The organism is Nonomuraea sp. NPDC050153 (assembly GCF_044460125.1).
GTDB lineage: Bacteria > Actinomycetota > Actinomycetes > Streptosporangiales > Streptosporangiaceae > Nonomuraea.
On sequence record NZ_JBITJQ010000007.1, the window covers coordinates 324,080 to 342,184 of the forward strand.

The 18,105-nt window shown below is 72.5% G+C and carries 17 protein-coding genes; 11 read left to right on the plus strand and 6 right to left on the minus strand.

What is annotated here, in order from left to right:
* Window positions 1-154 precede the first annotated feature (154 nt).
* Window positions 155-982, minus strand: a complete 828-nt coding sequence (locus ACIBQ1_RS20755) for a hypothetical protein (RefSeq protein ID WP_397279596.1) — start codon at window positions 980-982, stop codon at window positions 155-157.
* A 173-nt stretch (window positions 983-1,155) separates the two neighbouring features.
* Between ACIBQ1_RS20755 and ACIBQ1_RS20760 the strand changes: the two genes are divergently transcribed.
* The 7 genes from ACIBQ1_RS20760 to ACIBQ1_RS20790 all read left to right on the plus strand — a co-directional run bounded on the left by ACIBQ1_RS20760 (window position 1,156) and on the right by ACIBQ1_RS20790 (window position 10,079).
* Window positions 1,156-2,346 (plus strand): cytochrome P450, encoded by a 1,191-nt coding sequence (locus tag ACIBQ1_RS20760; RefSeq protein WP_397279598.1) that lies wholly within the window; start codon window positions 1,156-1,158, stop codon window positions 2,344-2,346.
* 41 nt (window positions 2,347-2,387) lie between these two features.
* Window positions 2,388-2,615, plus strand: coding sequence for a hypothetical protein (locus ACIBQ1_RS20765; RefSeq protein ID WP_397279600.1), 228 nt, complete (start codon window positions 2,388-2,390; stop codon window positions 2,613-2,615).
* 94 nt (window positions 2,616-2,709) lie between these two features.
* On the plus strand, window positions 2,710-3,252 hold the full coding sequence (locus tag ACIBQ1_RS20770; RefSeq protein ID WP_397279602.1) for a TetR/AcrR family transcriptional regulator: 543 nt from the start codon (window positions 2,710-2,712) through the stop codon (window positions 3,250-3,252).
* Between the two features lie 226 nt (window positions 3,253-3,478).
* Window positions 3,479-4,966, plus strand: coding sequence for an MFS transporter (locus ACIBQ1_RS20775; protein ID WP_397279604.1), 1,488 nt, complete (start codon window positions 3,479-3,481; stop codon window positions 4,964-4,966).
* 260 nt (window positions 4,967-5,226) lie between these two features.
* Complete coding sequence (locus ACIBQ1_RS20780; RefSeq protein WP_397279605.1) at window positions 5,227-7,944, plus strand: hypothetical protein; 2,718 nt, start codon at window positions 5,227-5,229, stop codon at window positions 7,942-7,944.
* 1 nt (window position 7,945) lies between these two features.
* Window positions 7,946-9,670: a hypothetical protein gene (locus ACIBQ1_RS20785; RefSeq protein WP_397279607.1), complete on the plus strand. Its 1,725-nt coding sequence runs from the start codon at window positions 7,946-7,948 to the stop codon at window positions 9,668-9,670.
* Between the two features lie 46 nt (window positions 9,671-9,716).
* Window positions 9,717-10,079 (plus strand): hypothetical protein, encoded by a 363-nt coding sequence (locus ACIBQ1_RS20790; RefSeq protein WP_397279609.1) that lies wholly within the window; start codon window positions 9,717-9,719, stop codon window positions 10,077-10,079.
* Window positions 10,080-10,097: 18 nt separating this feature from the next.
* Here the strand turns inward: ACIBQ1_RS20790 and ACIBQ1_RS20795 are convergent, their stop codons facing one another.
* Complete coding sequence (locus ACIBQ1_RS20795; protein ID WP_397279610.1) at window positions 10,098-10,919, minus strand: oxaloacetate decarboxylase; 822 nt, start codon at window positions 10,917-10,919, stop codon at window positions 10,098-10,100.
* A gap of 84 nt (window positions 10,920-11,003) precedes the next feature.
* Between ACIBQ1_RS20795 and ACIBQ1_RS20800 the strand changes: the two genes are divergently transcribed.
* A complete protein-coding gene (locus ACIBQ1_RS20800; protein ID WP_397279611.1) occupies window positions 11,004-11,912 on the plus strand; it encodes a LysR family transcriptional regulator in 909 nt (302 codons plus the stop codon).
* A 166-nt stretch (window positions 11,913-12,078) separates the two neighbouring features.
* Here ACIBQ1_RS20800 and ACIBQ1_RS20805 read toward each other — a convergent pair whose 3' ends face one another.
* From ACIBQ1_RS20805 to ACIBQ1_RS20820, 4 genes are all read right to left on the minus strand, one after another.
* A complete protein-coding gene (locus ACIBQ1_RS20805; RefSeq protein WP_397279612.1) occupies window positions 12,079-12,585 on the minus strand; it encodes an FBP domain-containing protein in 507 nt (168 codons plus the stop codon).
* Window positions 12,569-13,168: a TetR/AcrR family transcriptional regulator gene (locus ACIBQ1_RS20810; RefSeq protein WP_397279614.1), complete on the minus strand. Its 600-nt coding sequence runs from the start codon at window positions 13,166-13,168 to the stop codon at window positions 12,569-12,571. Before ACIBQ1_RS20810 ends, ACIBQ1_RS20805 begins: the two co-directional genes overlap by 17 nt.
* A 214-nt stretch (window positions 13,169-13,382) precedes the next feature.
* Entirely contained in the window at window positions 13,383-13,973 is a 591-nt protein-coding gene (locus ACIBQ1_RS20815) for a hypothetical protein (RefSeq protein WP_397279616.1), read from the minus strand.
* Window positions 13,960-14,223, minus strand: a complete 264-nt coding sequence (locus tag ACIBQ1_RS20820; protein WP_397279618.1) for a hypothetical protein — start codon at window positions 14,221-14,223, stop codon at window positions 13,960-13,962. The genes ACIBQ1_RS20815 and ACIBQ1_RS20820 overlap by 14 nt, the downstream gene beginning before the upstream one ends.
* Before the next feature lie 175 nt (window positions 14,224-14,398).
* Between ACIBQ1_RS20820 and ACIBQ1_RS20825 the strand changes: the two genes are divergently transcribed.
* The 3 genes from ACIBQ1_RS20825 (at window position 14,399) to ACIBQ1_RS20835 (ending at window position 17,987) form a co-directional block, all read left to right on the plus strand.
* Entirely contained in the window at window positions 14,399-15,079 is a 681-nt protein-coding gene (locus ACIBQ1_RS20825; RefSeq protein ID WP_397279620.1) for a response regulator, read from the plus strand.
* 62 nt (window positions 15,080-15,141) lie between these two features.
* Entirely contained in the window at window positions 15,142-15,510 is a 369-nt protein-coding gene (locus ACIBQ1_RS20830; RefSeq protein ID WP_397279622.1) for a response regulator transcription factor, read from the plus strand.
* Window positions 15,480-17,987, plus strand: coding sequence for a sensor histidine kinase (locus ACIBQ1_RS20835; RefSeq protein ID WP_397279624.1), 2,508 nt, complete (start codon window positions 15,480-15,482; stop codon window positions 17,985-17,987). The genes ACIBQ1_RS20830 and ACIBQ1_RS20835 overlap by 31 nt, the downstream gene beginning before the upstream one ends.
* The last annotated feature ends 118 nt before the right edge of the window (window positions 17,988-18,105 follow it).

Sequence of the window (18,105 nt, forward strand, 5' to 3'; positions counted from 1 at the left end):
GGAGGTTGGGGGTGCGATGCACGGTAATTCAGGACAAAGCACTCAATCAACTTCATACCACCCGCGAGAGTGTGCTCCGGAACCGGGGGAAGGCCCGGGAGTTCATCCCGGCCGGCCCTCATGAGGGCGGCCGGGGGCAGGGGCGTACCGCTGCCTAGTTCCAGATCCCCGGGACCTCGGCCGGGACCTTGTCCCCGAGCTGGTTCCGGTCGAGCACGTCACCCTCCAGAGGCAGGAGAACGGTGACCTCGCGGCCCCAGTCCGCGTACCGGGTGCTCGACTCGACCGTGACGGAGCGGTCGTTGAAGGGCAGCACGGCCTTGGCGGACACCCGCTCGACCAGGCCGTCGCCGTCGAACCAGAGGGTGTAGGCGATCCTGCCGCTCTTGGGGCGCGCACCGAAGCGCGACGCGAAAGAGGGGGACACCGCCGCGAGCTCGGCGGCCTTGATGGAGCCCTTGACCACACCGTCGCGCGAGGACGTGCGATGGGACAGGAGCGTCTTGAGCGTGGCGGGCTCCAGGATCTCCAGGACCAGGTTGCTCGGCGGCAGATCGGCCGGTCCGTAGCGCACCCAGCCGGTGCCCTTGGGCAACGCGTTGCCGACCACCGGGCCGGAGACGTAGCTCGCGTCCCGCGTGGAGATCATCCTGATCGGCCCCTGCCGCAGGGCCTCGACCTCCTCCGGCCTGGCCTTCTTCACGCTGCGGAGGAGTTCCTCGCTGTACTGCAGGGTCTGGGCCACATCGGACGCGGCCGCGCCGCGCCGGTCGAACCCGATCGTGCCCTCCAGCCCGGAGGTGACGACCAGGCTGGGCGTGTACGTCACCTTCGCCGTGGCCTGGACGTTGACGGCCAGGCCGGCGGCTAACTCGGCCTTGAGCTCCTTGACCGGGTCGATCTTGGGTGCCGCCTGCGCCGGCGTCGCGGCGAGTTGCGCCACGCCCGCGACCACGGCGGCACCGATGATGGCTCGCTTCATGGGTTTCCTTGGGAACGGTCCGAAAAGTCGCGAACAATCTGGTGCATCGAAGATCATCAGTCAAGTCGAACCACGACATCCGGTATGTCCCGGGCAGCCCGTTCCTCTTGATCTCACGCCGTACGGGGGCGAGCATGGTCAACGGCGGCCGACGACAAAGGAGGCGTGCCGGCGTGAACGACCAGAGCGGGGACGTGCGTAAGATCCCGCGCCCGGCCGCATCCGGCTCCTGCCCGGTCCGGCGCGCCGACGACGGGACGTGGGAGGTCCGCGGCTACGCGCAGGCCCGCGCCGTGCTGCGCAGCGACGACACCGTCCAGGCCGGGCTGGGCGTCGAGACCGTGGAGAAGCTGCCCGCCAGGGTCCGGCGTCCCGTCCTTTACCGGGACGGGCCCGAGCACCGCGAGGACCGGCGCCAGACCGCGCGGTTCTTCACGCCCCGCAGGGTGGACGAGCGGTATCGCGACCTGATGGCGCGCGTCGCCGAGAGCCGGCTCGCGACGTTGCGGGCGGCGGGGGAGGCGCAGCTGTCGGAGCTGAGCTTCGGCATGGCGATCGAGGTGGCCGGCGCGATCATCGGCCTCACCTCCAGCAGGCCGGGGATCCGGGGCCGGTTGGAACGGTTCTTCCCCGAGAAGTTCGGCCGGCCGGGCCTGACCAGCCCGAGCGGTGTCTACTGGATGATCAGGCAGAACGTGAACTGGCTGCGGGTCTACCTGGCCGACGTGCGCCCGGCGATCCGCGCCCACCGCCGCGAGCCGCGCGACGACCTCATCTCGCACCTGATCTCCGAAGGGTGCACGGACGCCGAGATCCTCGGCGAGTGCCTGACCTTCGCCGCGGCCGGCATGGTGACCACGCGCGAGTTCATCTGCGTGGCGGCCTGGCACCTGTTCACCGACGAGGCGCTGCTGGAGCGCTACCGCGCCGCGGACGAGCCCGGTCGCCTCGCCGTCCTGCACGAGATCCTGAGGCTCGAACCCGTGGTCGGGCGGCTGCGCCGGCGCACCACGGCCGCCCTCGACCTGGCCGGCGCCGACGGGCCGGTGACGGTGCCGGCGGGCGCGGTGATCGAGGTGTTCGTCGACGCGGCCAACACCGATCCCCAAGCCGTGGGCTCGCGCCCGCTGTCGGTCTGCCCCGGCCGCGCCATCGACGGGGGCACGGCCGCCGCGGCGCTGTCCTTCGGCGACGGCCCGCACCGGTGCCCGGGGGCGGGCATCGCCATCCTGGAGACGGACGTCTTCCTCAGCCGCCTGTTCGCGATGGACGGCGTGCGGATGGCGTCGGCGCCGCGCGTGAGCTTCAACAACGACATCGGCGGCTACGAGATCCGCGGCCTGGTGGTCAGCGTGGGGGAGTGACGCGGCGGGCGTCACGCCTCGGCCAGGTGGCCGGCGCCGCTGTGCGAAGTACGTTCCCCGTCCGGCCGTCCCCGAAGCCCGCACCGGCCGGGGGTCAGGAGACGTCGGCGCGCACCGCGGTGACCACCGCCGTGGCGTACCGCATCGTGAAGTGGCCGGTCGACGCGATCGAGCACGAACTCGGCGAGGAAGGCGTCGAAGTCGTCGAAGTGCCGGTGTGGCCCGCTCGTGCTCACGTCTTCGGCCGGCGCTGTGGCTCCTCGGCGTAATGCGGCTCGCCCCGCCCGGATGGCGGTCGCCGCCCGGTCGGCGCCGGCCACGAGCTGGTCGTAACTGTACCTTCTAGAAGGTATAGTTGCAGGCATGCGACCGAGCCAGAGAAACCAGATCCTGGACGCCGCGATCCGTGTGACGGAGCGCGACGGCATCACCGGCCTGACGCTGGAGTCGGCGGCCGAGGAGGCCGGAGTGACCAAGGGCGGGCTCATGTACCACTTCCGCACGCGTGACGAGCTGCTGGTGGCGATCCAGAAGCATCTGACCGACGCCTGGGAGGACCACCTCACCGCCGAGCTGGGCAAGCCGCTGGCGGAGGCGTCGCCGCGCGAGGCCGCCGAGGCCTACGTACGGGTGGGCGCGCACGGTTCGGCGAGCAAGGCGGACCTGGCGTTCATGGTCGAGTCGGCCACCACGCCGGAGCTGGCCGAGGTGTGGGACGACCTCATCGGCCGCTGGGCCCCGCCACCATCCTCGACCGAGCCTCGCGACATCGACCTGTTCCTGGCCCGGCTGGCCGTCGACGGGCTGTGGCTGTGGCAGGCCACGAGTGGGATCCCGTTGCCCGAGCCGGTCAGGAAGGCCGTCCTGGACCGGCTGCTCGCGCTGGTGGAGGCCGACGCCGGCTGAGGAATCTCCCCGGGCGGCCCCCATACCTGCCCATCCGCCCCGGCGACCGGGACCGATCCGGTCACCGAGGGCCGGCCGCGTGACCCTGCACCGCCACCCCGCCACCTCGCCACCTCGTCACCCGCGGCCGGTCGATGGCCGCACCGGCCCTGCCGTGAAGCCCCCCGGCGGCGAGCCCGGTGCGTGCTCCGCCTGCTCATCGACCCCCTTTTCTCCGGAGGACCTCATGACGAACGCGATGACCGAGCTGAACCCCAGACGCTGGGCGGCCCTGGCCGTCCTGTCGGCGAGCCTGTTGCTGATCATGATGGACATGACCATCCTCAACGTGGCACTGCCGCAGATCTCCACAGACCTGCGCCCGGGCGCGGTGGAGCTGCTGTGGATGATCGACATCTACTCCCTGGTGGTGGCGGGCCTGCTGGTGGCCGTCAGTGCACTGGGTGACCGCTGGGGGCGCAAGCGCATGCTCATCTCCGGCTTCACCCTGTTCGGCCTGGCCTCCGTCGCCGTGCTGTGGGCCGACAGCCCGGCCGAGGTGATCGCGGTACGGGCGATGCTCGGCGTCGGCGGTGCGATGATCATGCCGTCGACCCTGTCGATGATCCGCAACCTGTTCACCGACGCCCGCGAGCGGGCCACCGCGCTGGGCGTCTGGGCGGCCATGGCGGCGGTGGGCGGCGCGGTCGGCCCGATCGTGGGCGGGCTGCTGCTGGAGGTCTTCAGCTGGCACGCCGCGTTCCTGGTGAACGTGCCGATCATGGCCGTCGCCGTCGGCACCGGGCTGTTCCTGCTGCCCGAGTCCCGCAACCCCGACCCGGGCCGCTGGGACGGCCTGGGCACGGCGCTGTCGATGGTCGGCATGATCGCCCTGGTCTACGCCATCAAGCACCTGGCCACCGAGGGCCTGGACGTCTGGACCGCCCTCACGGCCGTCCTGGCCGCCGTCACCTTGACCTGGTTCGTACGGCGGTGCCTGCGCCGCCCCGACCCCCTCCTGGAGGTCCGGCTCTTCCGCGGCGGCGCCTTCACCTCCGGCACCGTGGCCGCCTTCACCACCTCGATCGCCATGGCGGCCATGATGCTGCTCATGGTCCAGTGGGCGCAGCTCGTCCAGGGCTACTCGCCGCTGCAGACCGGCCTGGCCATGCTGCCCATGGCGGTCGGCTCCGCCGTGCTCTCGCCGCTGGCGCCGGCCCTGGCCGTCCGGATCGGCGCGCGTACGGTGCTGGCCGGCGGGCTGGCGATCGGCGCGCTCGGCTTCGCGGTGCTGTGGATCGCCCCGACGACCTACCTCTGGGTGGCCGTGTCGATCCTGCTGATCGGAGCGGGCATGGGCTCGCTCGCCATCGCCTCCGCCGTGATCATGTCGGGCGCCCCGGCGGAGAAGGCGGGCAGCGCGGCCGCCATCGAGGAGACCTCCTACGAGATCGGTGGCACCTTCGGCGTCGCGGTGCTGGGCAGCCTGGCCGCCGCCCTCTACCGGGCCGAACTCCCCGAGAACGCCGGCGGCGCGGCCCGCGAGTCGCTCGGCGGCGCGCTGGCCGCAGCCCGCGCGCTCGGCTCCTCCGACCTGGCCGCACAGGCCACGCTCGCCTTCACCGAATCGCTGCGGACGACCAGCCTGTACGGGGCGGTGCTCATGCTGCTGGCGGCGGCGGCCGTCTGGTGGCGCACCCCCGCCCGGCTGGACCTGGCCTCGGCGCAGCACTGAGCGCACCGCTGCGGAACGCCGCCTCCATCGCGGCGCTCTTCCTGACGACCGAGGTCGTCATCGCGGAGAAGCCCGAGAAGACCCCTGCCGCTCCGGCCATGCCGGGCGGCGGCGACATGGACCTCTGACCTGAGGCGCCGCCCTCGGAGATGACGTTCCGCCGCCATGGGCGCACGTTGAGTAGGCCATACTCATGCGTCCCGCGCGGCCGTCCCTGACGCTGGTCAGCGACGGGTCTTCGAACGAGGGAGTGGTGTTCAGTGCTGATCGTCACCTTCGCCGGCCGGGCCGCGATCCCCGGTCCCGCCGCCGGCACCGGCTACAGCATCTGGTCCTACCGGGTGGACACGAACAATCCGGGGCCGGGCGGGCAAGGGGATCTCACGCCGGGCCAGCGCATCGCCATCGGCTTCCCGCGCGGGGTGGACGTGCGCGGCCCCGAGCAGTACCCGGGCGTCCCGCAGCTCGAAGGCATCTTCGTGCTGCGGGACACCACGGCCAGCCGCGTGTACGCGGGCCGGCAGATCAGCTCGCCGGGGCCCCAGACGATCTCGTTCGTCGCGCCGTCGGTCGAGTCCTCGTACGAGGTGCTCGTGGCCAAGGTGCCGCAGGGGCAGACGCTCGACTCGGTGCCGTTCCTGGCCGGGGCGGGCACCACGGGGCAGCCTCTCCAGGTCATGACCGCGCCCATGGCCGGCGCGCCGATCTTCAACGGGCGACCGCCCGGCGACTTCACCGGCACGCTGCCGTACTCGAGCGAGCTGTTCGGCGTCTACCAGCCGCTGGCCGGATGGTTCGGCCAGAACGGCTCCCTGCGGGCCATGCGGGCGATCGCCGACGAGCGGCTGGCCGGCCTCGGCGGCGGCGCCTTCGCCGGGGAGGCCGCCCGCGCGCTGGAACACGAGGGGCTGGCGGCGCTCGTCGAGCGGTTCGACGCGCTCGCGCAGGGCGTGCTGTCCCCGGTCGGGCTGGTCAACCTCTTCAGGGAGTACTTCTTCGAGTTCGACACCTTCCTGGGCGGCCCCGTCGGTCACCTGTGGATCAGTCCGGGCGGCATGGTCGAGGTGGTCGAGAGCAGCACCCGCCGCACGCTGGTCGAGCGGACCGCCGAGCAGTCGGAGGAGACCTCGCGCAAGGTCGAGGAGAGCCTGACCGACCAGGACGACCTCGCCGACGCCGTCAAGGAGGACAACGCCAACGACACCAACCTCGGCGTCACCGCCAGCGGCGGCGTCAACACCGGCGTCTACCACGCGGACGCCAGCGCCAGCTTCTCGCTGCAGACCACGGTCAAGCGCTCGTCGGAGCAGACGCACAAGCACACCCGCACGCAGAGCTCCAAGAGCACCAGCGAGATCAAGCGGAACTTCAAGACGACGTTCAAGACGGTCACCGAGACCACCGACACCTCCAGCCGCCGCTACGTCGTGCAGAACACCACGGACGACCTGGTCAACTACGAGCTGCGGCGCAAGATGCGCAAGGTCGGCGTCCAGGTGCAGCACATCGGGGCGCGGCTGAGCTGGCAGGTCTACCTCGACGGGCCCGGCCGCGAGCTCGGTCTCGGAGAGCTGGTGCACGTCGTCACTGCACCTGACCTGACCGCGGTGCCCAAGCCCGACATTCAGCCCTATCCGGCCGAGCAGCAGGTCACCTACCACCTCGCCGTGCCGTTCGTGCTCTACCAGGGCGCCGACGACGAGGCGGAGAACACCTACCAGACCTCCAACGAGAACATCAACCACGGCATCTTCCGCCCCGACGTGGGCGCGAACGACATCATCGAGTTCCGGTTCGACTTCCCGCTGCCGCCCCCGCCGCCGGGGACCACGCTCAAGAAGATCGGCATGCTCGACTTCCACGGCGCGCAGGTCAGGTTCACCACCGACGCCGCCGACCTCGGCGTCAACCCCGACCCCGCGACCAACACGCTGAAGGTCCGGCTCACGTACGCCAACTTCGAGGGCCGCAAGTTCATGCCGTTCGACGCGATCATGGTCTACGAGCCGACGCCCGAGGCCAAGCACGCCGTGGACGTCGTCAACGAGGCCGCCCGGACCGCCTACGACCGCCGGGTGGCCGCGCTCCAGCACGAGGCGTACGGGAACGCCGTGCGCGACCGGCTGCGGCTGGTCAGCGGCATCCGCCCGCGGTCCTCGGAGGACCTGCGCGACGAGGAGCGCCAGACCGTCTACGCCCACCTGATCCGCCGGCTGCGGCTCTTCGACGACGACCACCTCGGCTCCGAGCTGATCCGCCAGATCTTCGACGTGGACGAGATGCTGTACTTCGTCGCCCCCGACTACTGGCGGCCGATCGACGTGCCCCCGCCGAGTCAGGGCAGCGTCGGCAAGTACCCCGTCCCGCCGGCGCCCTGGGACATGCAGAATCCCGGCGTGCTCGGCGGGCAGACCGTGCTCACCTGGTACGCCCACACCGACGCGAGCAACGCGCTCGACGAGCAGCTGCACACCGTGCCGGAATGGCGGGTCAACTACCTGCTCACCGAGGAGACCCAGCCCGCCCCGCTGGGCAGCTCGCTCGGCTGGCTGATCCAGGAGGACGGCGACGAGCGGCGCAACGAGTTCCTCAACGCCTCCTGGGCCAAGGCGGTCCTGCCGATCCGGCCGGGGCACGAGGTGGAGGCGCTCAGATGGCTGGCCCAGGCGAACGTCGAGGGCGAGGCCGGGCTCGGGCTGCCGTACCCGATGCAGCCGGGCGACCCGCCCGCCTACCAGGGCAAGACGGTGGGCCAGGTCCTCGACCTGCTCGCGGCCGAGCTCCAGGCGGCCAACACCGACATCACCAAGACGCTGGCCACCGAGGAGGTCTTCGAGACCGGGTTCGATCCGCTGGAGGGCGGATTCCGGCCGGCCGCGCCGTACCAGGTGTTCGACCAGTGGGTGGAGGTCCTGCCGACCGACCAGGTGGTGGCGGTGCAGGTCCGGTACGACCCCAAGACCGGGCAGCAGCTCTGACATGGCCTTCACGACGACGATCAGGTGGCGGCGGCCCGGCGAGGCCGCCCACCCCCTGCTCCGAGGCGCGGTGAAGGTCGAGCTGCGGGCACTCGACGCCACCGAACCGGCACGCTGGGCCGATCCGGCGGCGGGGCAGCCGTGCCCGCCGGCGGGGGCGCCGAACGAGGTGTCGGCCGCCTTCACCGTCCCCGACACGGCGGCGGCGCTGCGGCTGAGCCTCACCGTGCGGCTGCGGGCCGCGGGCCAGGACGAGGAGGCGCTGTCGGTGGTCCAGCGGCTGACCGTGGCCAGGCCGCGGGTGCTCGTGCCCGACGCCTACCGGCTCGACCGCTTCGCCGCGCACCTCAGGCGGCGCGGCGGAGGCGGCGAGGTGCTCCAGGATGTTCCGAGCACGCAGCCGACCGGCACGGCGCGGTCCTTCTTCGGCCGCCATCCGCTGCTGCGCATGGCGGCCGGGGACACGCCCGAGATCGACACCGAGTTCCTGGACGTCACCAACCTGTGGTGGGCGCTGCACTTCCGGGTGTGCCGGAACAACCACGAGGACGGCTTCAACCCCTGGTACCTGGAGCCGACCTGCAACGACCGGCCGGAGCGGCTGCGGGTGCTGCTCAACACCCGCGTCACGCCCATGCTGTGGTTCGCGAGCCTGCCGCCCGTGCGGGAGCTGCCCAGCGAGACCTCGGTGGGCGGATACCTGTTCCTGCGGCCCATCGGCAGCGCCTACTCCTACCCCGCCACCTGGCCCGACGTGCTCGCCGCGCCGGCGCACGCCACCACCGGCCTGCGCAACCTGTGCCGCTACCTGCTCCAGGGCCACACCAGGACCGGCAAGGCCAAGATCACCGGGCTGCCGGACTGGCACCAGCTCATCGACCACAGCCCCGACGCCGACCACCCGCTGAACGCCTACTCGTTCCTGCCGTGCGGCATGGAGTACGCCCTGGACAGGACCGCGCCCAAGCTCGTTTCCGAGACGCGCTCCCTGCGGGTGCTGCTGCTGCCGGTGCCGGAGAAGAACAGCCCCGGCTACGGCTACGGCGGCAACGCCGGGCCGGGCAACACCGCGCGCCTGTCGGCCGCGATCCGGCTGCTGTGGACCAGGGGCGGGTTCGGCGGGCCAGGCCAGCAACTGCTGGAGCCGGGCGAGATCGCTCCACCGCAGCCGCCCCAGCCCGGGGCCGCGGCGTCCGCGAACGGGACGCTGCGGGTCGCCCAGGACACGTGGGTGGGCGCGTACAGCAGCGGTGGCCACGCGCTGTGGGAGCTGCTGAACGACCCGGGCAACCGCGCGGGCGTGGCCCGGGCGCTGGTCTTCGACACCGTGGGCTTCACCGACCCCGGTCAGGACCGCCTGCTGGCCACCGCCAAGGCCCGCGCCGCGGCGCGCCGCCCGGGGCTGCAGGCGCAGATCGTGTGGAGCCCATACGCGATGGGCCACCCGCCGCCGGACGGCTTCCTCAAGGCCCTGCGCGGGCACGGCGGCCGGCCGGTCGTCTGGCCCAAGGCGGGCCCGCGCTACTTCGGCGCCCCGCCCAACCCGGCCAACCCCTGGGCCGAGTACGTCTTCGCCGACGCCAAGCCCTGGACCGCCGCGAAGTTCCCGGGTGGGCAGCTGAGCGGGTGGTGGCACCAGTTCGTGGTCTTCGCGGGCGAGGAGATCCACGGCGACCCCCGGGATCCCGCCTCGGTCGGCTTCATGGAGGCCACGATGGCGCCTTGATCGTGAAGGTGAGGAGCCTGTGGGACGGACCCGGTAGATTGCGCGCATGCCCTCCACCCCGCGCCCGGACGACCGCGTCGCCTCCGCGTTCCGGTTCGCCACCGAGCTGGTCGCCTGGGTCGCCACCCCATGGGCGCTGGCCCCGCACTCCGTCCCGCTGGCCGTGCTGTCGGTGGTGGTGCTGATCGGCCTGCCCACGTTGTTCTCCACCCCGGGCGACAAGCGGAACGTGATCGTCGCGGTGCCGGGGCCGGTGACGATCGCGCTGGTCCTGCTGCAGCTCGTGGCCGCGGTGGCGGCGGCGTGGGTGGCCTGGCCGGTGTTCGCCGCCGCGGCGGTGTCGGTGCTGGCCGTGGTCACCGCGGTGCTGGAGCTGCCGCGCTGGCGGTGGCTGCTCTCCGCCACCTGAGCGGCCTACCCGGGCGGTCTACCCGGGCGGCGGCGCGAACTCCTCGTGGAGCTCGGAGATCGAGGCCATCTCGGCGACGAACCCGAACCGGCCCGCCCGCATCTGCCGTGCCCCGTCCAGGAACGACCGCAGGGCGAGCCGGGAGAGCGCGCCGCCGATGCTCACCCGGCGCACGCCGATCTCGGCGAGCTGCTCCAGCGTGATCGAGGGGTCGGCGAAGCCCATCACCACGTTGACCGGCCTGCCGACGGAGGAGACGACCGCGCGCATCTGGTCGAGCGTGCGCAGCCCCGGCGCGTACAGGACGTCGGCGCCCGCCGCCTCGAACGCCTGCAGGCGCCTGATCGTGTCGTCGAGGCCGGCGACGCCGTACAGGAGGTTCTCGGCCCTGGCGGTCAGGACGGGCGGGACGGGCAGCCCGCGGGCGACCTCGACGGCCGCGTGGATCCGCTCGACGGCGAGCCCGAAGTCGTAGATCGGCGCGCCTGGATCGCCGGACGCGTCCTCGATGGACGCCCCGACCGCGCCGCACGCGCAGGCGTCGGCGATCATCCTGGCCGCCTCGGCGGGCTCGTCGGCGTAGCCGTTCTCGAGGTCGGCGTTGACGGGCAGGGACGTCGCCTCGCTGATGACGCGGCAGTTGTCGAGGACGTCCTGCCGGCCGGCCCGGGTGCGGCCCAGCACGTTGGCCACGCCGAGGCTCGTGGTGGCGACGGCCTCGAATCCGAGGCCGGCCAGCAGTCGCGCCGTCCCGGCGTCCCACGGGTTGGGCAGCAGGAAGGGCTCCGGTCGCTCGTGCAGAGCCCGGAAACGGGTGGCCTTGGCCGGCTGATCGGTCATGGGCTCACTGTCGTCGCCATCTGAGTGATCCGTCAAATGCATAGATCTGACTTTTGACATCAGGAATACTGATGGATCGTGACCGTGGAAGAGCTTGAGACGTTCGTGTGCATCGCGCGGCTGGGCGGGTTCACGGAGGCGTCCAGGCGGCTCGACCGGTCCCAGCCCGCGATCAGCCGCCGGATCAAGGAGCTGGAGCGGTCGCTGGGCTCGGCGCTGTTCGAGCGGGCCGGTCGCCGGGTGGTGCTCACCGAGGCCGGACGCGCGCTCCTGCCGTACGCCGAGGCCGCCCTCGCCGCGATCCGCGACGGCGAGCGGGCCGTACGGGACCTGTCGCGGGAGCCCGCCGAGGCGCGGGCCCTCAGCCTGGCCATCGTCGGCACCCTGGCCGACTCGCACATCGTCCGGGCGCTGCGCGCGTTCGAGGCGGAGTTCCCCGAGGCCGCGGTCGACCTGCGCACCGCGACCAGCCGCGAGGTCAGCGCGCTGGTGCGCGGCGGCGAGGCGTCGCTGGGCCTGCGCTACTTCCCCGACGCCGACCCCAAGCTGGAGTCGATCCCGCTCGGGGTGGAGAAGCTCCTGGTCGTGGTGGCCGCCGCGCACCCGGTCACCGCCCGCGGCCTGCCCGACCTGCGGGCCCTGCGGGGGGAGCGGTGGCTCGGCTTCCCGCCCGAGCGGGGCCAGAGCGACTCCTTCGGTCACCTTCTCGGACGTCTCCTGGCCGCGTCCGGCGCGGCGGACCCCGCGATCACCAGGGTCGACAGCCTGACCGCGCAGCGGAGGCTGGTCGAGGCCGGGCTGGGCGTCGCCCTCATGCCCGTCAGCAGCGTCCGGGAGGAGCTGCGCATCGGCAGCCTGCGGGCGATCGAGGTGGACGACCTGGACGCGGGCCTGCCCGTGGTCGCCGTCCGCAGGAGGCGCGGCTATGAGAGCCGGCTGGCGGCGGCCTTCCTGGACACCCTCAAGGACCACATGCCTGAGCTGCTCGGCTGACGCGAGTGCATGATCATCGGCGTTTCGATGGAACCGCCGGGCGGGCAAGCGCTGTCCAAGCTATGGGCGACGCCCACGCAGGCGCCTCACAGAGCGCCTGGACGGCGCCGCGGATGGCCCTTCCCGTCCGCGGACGCGTGCTGGGCGTCGCCCCCGCCAAGTCCCGTCACCTCAGCTCCCCGTCGAGCACCCGCTCCAGGAACCCGTCCAGGTTGGCGGCGGCACGCGCGACCCGCTCCGCCACGGTGAGCGACTCGAACCGGGTGCCCAGCTCCGTCTGCTTCCTGTCGCGGACGTAGAGGGAGCAGGCCAGGTCCGCGCACATGTAGGCGCCGACCGTGTTGCCCTGGCGGCCCGCCGCCCCGACCCTGGGCGCGGTGAACAGCGCCACCCCGGTGCCCGAGTGCGGCGTCACGCAGACCGAGCACAGCGTGGACTTGGTGAAGCTCCTGCGCACCTCCTGCGCCAGGCGCAGCGCCACGCCGACCGGCCCGCCGTCGCGCTCGGCCACCAGGTATGCCCGCTCGGGCGCCCCCGGGTCGCGCCAGCCCAGGAAGTCGAGGTCGGACCAGGGGGACCCGGACAGGCCGCGCGGGAGGCCGAGCCGGCGCGCCTCACCCTTGGAGCAGTTGACGAAGGACGTGCGGATGTCGTTCTCAGTGAGGGGATTCACGATCGTTTCCTTGGGGGTTGCTCGGCCAATGCCTCAGCGCGACGTCGAGCACGTCGAGGATCTTCGTCCAGGTGTCCTGGAGGTCGCGCGGATGGTTGAACCCGCTGCTCGCCTCCAGGCTGAAGAATCCCTGGTACGTGCTGCGCAGCAGGCGGATGGCGTCGGTCAGGTCCGGCTCGGGCAGCCCGTACGCGCTCAGGTGCGCGTACGTGATGGACATGATGCGCAGATGCCCCGCGGACTCGGCCACCACGGCCGGGTCCAGGGGCATCTGGGTCGCCTGGTAGCGGCCGGGACGGGTGCGCGCGAACTCGCGCCAGGCACTGGCGAACCCGGCCAGCGACTCCTTGCCCGCCCGCCCCGCCGTCGCGTCCGCGAGCCGGTCGGCCAGCTCGCGCGCGGCCACGACCGCCACGCGGACCCGCAGGTCCTTGAGGTTCTTGACGTGCGAGTACAGGCTCGCGTCCGCGACCCCGAACCTGCGTGCCAGCGCGGACACGGTGATGCCGTCGAACCCGACCTCGTCGGCCAGATCCGCGGCCGCCTCGGTCACCCGCTCCGCCGTCAGCCCGGCACGCGCCATGGCCACCTCCTGAACCTAATCCACCTAGTAGTTATCCTAGGAGCCCTAGGTTAGCATCGCAGGGTGGTGGTCAGGACCGGCCGTCCGCGCAGGCCGGGGCCGGCGGCGAAGACGGCGCCCGCTCAGCCCGCCCGCCGCCCGCGACCACGTAGCCGCCCGACGCGCGGGGCCACTCTCCCAAAGGGTCACGGGGCCGTGATCCAGACCCTGCCGATCACCCGGCCAGGCGCTGAAGAGGGCGCCCCTCGTCCGGGTCGCCGCCGCGCCACGCGCCGGCCCCGGCCGGCTCCTCACGGCGTACGATCTCGACCGTCACGAACTGCGCCTGCCGCGGGTGCCGGGAGACGCGGGCGGAGGAGGCGCAGCACGCCGCCGCGATCTCCCCCGCGAACGCCTCGAGGTCCTCGGCGCAGATCCCTGCCCGCAGCAGGAGGAAGGCCCTTTCCCCGAACTCCCGCGGCGTCATCCAGAGCACCAGCGGAATTCTGCCCTTCCGCGTGTGCATCGGCGTCTCCAGGAAGACCCGTTGCAGCCGGTGCCGGGAGAACAGGCACCAGAAGTGACGGCGCAGCCAGGCGCGGCCGGCGGGGACGGTCGCGGGCACGCTGACGCTCCCGGCCAGCGCGAACGCCGCCCACCACTGCCCCTGCCCCGCGGCGGCGGCCGTCACGGTGATCGCGGCCCCCGCCAGGACCAGCAGCGCGATCTCCGTACGCCACCGCCACAGCACGACGACCGGCCGCGCGGCCGGGAACGGCGTCTCGGCCCGCGCGTACGGATTGTGCCGCTCGTTACGAGAAGACATGGCGCCCGACCTCCTCGGCCCGGTCCGCCGCCGTCCGGGCGGTCTTGAGGTCCGCCGCCGTCCGGGCGGCCTTGAGCGCGTCGAAGCGCGGGTCGCGGTAGCGCCGGGCGCCGAAACCCGTCTTGGCGACCGTCCATCCCCGGCGCAGGGCCCACTCGTCCTCCTCCACGCAGAGCGCGAAGTCGGCTCGGACGAGCAGCGCGGCGGCCCAGGACCGGATTCGCGAAATCCGCTCGGCGAGGTGAATCATCGTCCCCCCTCAGCTGAAAGTCCCCCGAATCGCTGTCGTGTGGCCAGTTTCCCGCCGGAGCATCAAATGTCCGATAAAGCTGCCTTCCGATTCGTGGTTCGGTTTTCCTCACCGGAGGGTGCGAACCGATCAAGGTGTGTTGAGCGGGTGCGCACGCGCGGACTACCGTTTGACGGTGACGCAGTTGCGGATAGTGATCGCCGAGGACAGCCTGCTCGTGCGCGCCGGCATCCAGGCGCTCGTCGCCACCGAGCCGGGCGTCGAGGTAGCCGCGGTCTGCTCCGGCTACGACGCGTTGATGGCCGGCGTCGAGCGGGAGAAGCCCGACGTGGTCGTCACCGACATCCGCATGCCGCCGACCCTGACGGACGAGGGCATCCGGGCGGCCACGGCGCTGCGCAGGACCCACCCGGAGGTGGCGGTTCTCGTGCTGTCGCAGTTCCTGGACCCCGGCTACCTGCTGGCGCTGATCGAGGGGGGCAGCAGCAGGCGCGGATACCTGCTCAAGGAGCGCGTCGCCGCCCCGGGCGAGCTGATCTCGGCGGTGCGGACGGTGGCCTCCGGCGGGTCGTTCATCGATCCCGTGGTCGTCGACTCGCTCGTCTCGGCCAAGGTCCGCAACGAAGGGGACGCGCTGCGGCGGCTGACGCCCAGGGAGCGCGAGACCCTGGCCGAGGTCGCCGCCGGCCGGTCCAACCTGGCCATCGCGGCCGGCTTCGGGGTCTCCGAGCGCGCGGTGGAGAAGTACATCAACTCCATCTTCATGAAGCTCGGCCTGCACGGCGACCGCGACACCAACCGGCGGGTCAAGGCCGTCCTGATGTTCCTCGACTCCGATTCGTCGCCGCGACAGTGATGCTGGCACCACCGACAGGACGGCGCGCGGGTGCGACGATCGGGCTTGTGGAGCAGCACCGCGTGAGCGTTCTGGTGGTGGACGACCTGCCGTCGTTCCGCCGGGCCGTGGCCGCTGTGATCGCCGTGGCCGACGGCTTCGAACTGGCGGGGGAGGCGGCCAGCGGCGAGGAGGCGCTGGGCCTCATCGAGGAGCGGGCGGTCGCCATGGTGCTGATGGACGTGAACATGCCGGGCATCGGAGGGCTGGAGGCCGCGCGGCGGATCAGGTGCTCCCATCCCGAGACGGTGATCGTCCTGCTGTCGGTGGACGACACCGAGGAGCTGCCCCGGGAGGCGAGGGGGATCGGTGCCCACTACCGGCACAAGGACCGCTTCGGCCCCGACGAATTGGAGGCACTGTGGAGCGACGGGGGGCCCGCGGCGTCTTAGCGGGCCTGTGGGGGACGGAGACCATCGAAATGGGCGCGCCCGAGTGGGAGCGGCTGCGCACCTACATCCTGGCGGACCTCGCCGGCGTCGCCGTGGCCACCGGCTGGCTCGTCGCGCTGCGCGCCGGGGTCGTGCGGAACGACTGGCTGATCGCCATCGTCGCGCTGCTCCTCGTCATGGCCGCGTTCCTGCTGCGCGCCATCCACCTCATCCACCGCTACCGGCGCTTCGCCGCGGTCGTCGTCTTCGCGGTCTCCAACTGGGTCGTGGCGGTCGCCGTCACGGCGATGGTGCCCTTCGCGCTGGCCACCCTGACGCTGGCCGTGCTGCTGCCGGTGCTGGTGGCCGTGCAGCACATGAACCACGCGCGGCTGTCGGCGATGCTCGGCGCGACCATGCTGGCCGGGACGGCCCTGGTGGCGGCCGGCAGCCTGCTCGGCGGGGTCGGCCTCGAACAGGCGGCGCCCCCGGCGGTCACGCACGCGCTGGCCATCGTGTTCGTCCCGTTCATCACCATCCTGGTGTCGCTGGCGGCCTGGCAGAACCACGTCATGCTGGTCGCCAGGGCCGAGGCGCTGCAGGAGTCGCGCGCCCGGCTGGTGGCCACGGCCGACCGCGAGCGCTGCCAGATCGAGCGCAGCCTGCGCGACGGCGCCCAATGCCGCCTGGACGCCGCGGCCGCGCAGTCGCGGGTCGCGCGGCGGCTGCTGGCCACCGACCCCGGCCAGGTGGGACCGCTGCTGGGGCGGCTCTCCGACGCCCTTCAGGAGGCCAGCGCCGAGCTGCGGAACCTGGCGCACGGGATCTACCCGCCCCAACTCGCCCAGTACGGGCTGGAGACGGCCCTGCGCGCCGCCGCGCAGCACAGCCCGCTCCCGACCACCGTCCGCGCCTCCGGGCTGGGCCGCTACCCGCCCGAAATCGAGATCAACATCTACTTCTGCCTGCTGGAGGCCCTGCAGAACGCGATCAAGCACGCGGGCGACCGGGCCAGGGTCACCATCTCCCTGCTCGACCGCAACGGCCTGTCCTTCGACTTCCACGACACCGGCCCCGGCTCCACGTCCGACCTGCTCCACGCGGGCGAGGACGTGACGACCATGAACGACCGCCTCGGCGCCATCGGCGGCACCCTCACCATCGACACCCCGCCGGGCGGCGGGCTGCACCTGCACGGCCACCTGCCCCGCGCCGCGCTGGAGAGCGCCGGGGTCCGGCGTCCGGTGCGCGAGCCCGGCGCCGCCATGCGCACCTTCCTGCAGCGCGTCTGGGACGTGATCGCCCGGCTGTACGTCGGCCTCCAGCGCCGTACCGATCCGCATCCGCACCGGTACATCACCACCGGCCTGTGGGCGATCCTGGGGGTCGCGCTGATCGCCGGGACGGGCGCGGTCGCGGACTTCGCCGGCTCGCGCGCCGCCTGGCTGCTGGTCCTGGCGGGCGGCTGCCTCGCCGTGGCGCTGATCATCGTGGGGACCCTGCGCGTCGTCAGGCGCGGCCGCCTCGAACGCGCCATCGGCATCTCCGCGGCCGTCACCTGGTGCTACGCGCTCGCGCTGACCGCGATGCTCCCGGCCGCCCTTCCGTACGCCACGCTCATGACGGTGTCGCCCGTGCTGCTGTCGGTCGCGTACCTGCCCCGGCGGCGCTTCAAGGCGGTCATGGCCTGCACCATCGGCACCGCCGCGGCCGTCACGCTCGCGGCGCGCTTCTCGCCCGGCGTCGGCCTCGGCGGCCCGGCGGTGGACGTCCTGGTCATCGTCCTGGTCGTGCTCGGCCTGACCAGGGCCTCGTTCCTGGCCTGGCAGAACCACGTGATGCTGGTCGCCAGGGCCGAGGCGCTGCAGGAGTCGCGGGCGCGGCTGGTGGCGGCGGCCGACCGGGAGCGCCGCCAGATCGAGCGCGACCTGCACGACGGCGCCCAGCAGCGGCTGGTGGCGGCGGCGGTCCAGTCGCGGGTGGCGCAGCGGCTGCTGGCCACCGACCCCGAGCAGGTGGGGCCGCTGCTGGCGCAGCTCTGCGGCGACCTGCGGGAGGCGGAGTCCGAGCTGCGCGACCTGGCGCACGGGATCTACCCGCGGCAACTGGCCGAGCACGGGCTGGAGACGGCCCTGCGCGCCGCTGCGCGGCACAGCCCGCTGCCCGCCACCGTCCGCGCCTCCGGGCTGGGGCGCTACCCGCCCGAGATCGAGACCAACGTCTACTTCTGCCTGCTGGAAGCCCTGCAGAACGCCAACAAGCACGCGGGGGAGGGGGCCGGCATCACGATTGCGCTGAGCGGCGGCGACGGGCTCTCCTTCGACTTCCGCGACACCGGGCGCGGGAGCCGCCCCGACCTGGTCCGCAGCGGGTACGGCATCACCAACATGTACGACCGCCTCGGCGCGATCGGCGGCACGCTCACCATCGACACCAGCCCCGGCGCCGGCCTCCGCCTGCACGGCGACATCCCGGACGTCCCGCGCATCGACGGGTAGCCCCCTCCGGGCGCGGGGAAAGCTCTGATACTCTCTCGGAGAGATCGTCCTCAGGAGGTGAGACCCATCAGCGCTGTGGCAGGCCGGGTGCTCCCTCCCCACGATCAGGATTAGGTGA